The organism is Nocardiopsis sp. MG754419 (assembly GCF_018207095.1).
Classification (GTDB): Bacteria; Actinomycetota; Actinomycetes; order Streptosporangiales; family Streptosporangiaceae; genus Nocardiopsis.
The window spans coordinates 1-279 of sequence record NZ_QOCZ01000455.1; the positions used below are offsets into that span (position 1 = coordinate 1).

The window sequence follows — 279 nt, forward strand, 5'->3', positions numbered from 1 at the left end:
TGAGAGGTCACCACACCCTTGGGCACACCCGAGGAACCCGACGTGAACATCACACACGCCACATCACCCGGCACCACCTCCACACCAAGATCACCGCTCTCACACACGGCGACACCGGGGGCGTCCACGGACAGCACGACCGCTCCCGGTGTGGAGAGGGCGTCACTGTCCTCGCCGCCGGAGAGCACGGTGGTGATGCCGGCCGAGGCGACCACGGACTCCAACCGCGCCGAGGGGAAGGCCGGATCCAACAACGTGTAACCCGCACCGGCCTTCAAC

The 279-nt window shown here is 67.0% G+C and carries 1 protein-coding gene; it reads right to left on the bottom strand.

Features of this window, described 5'->3' with window-relative positions; translation table 11 throughout:
• Positions 1-279: AMP-binding protein (locus tag DSY14_RS28520; RefSeq protein WP_211719657.1), on the bottom strand; the 279-nt coding region annotated here is incomplete at both ends.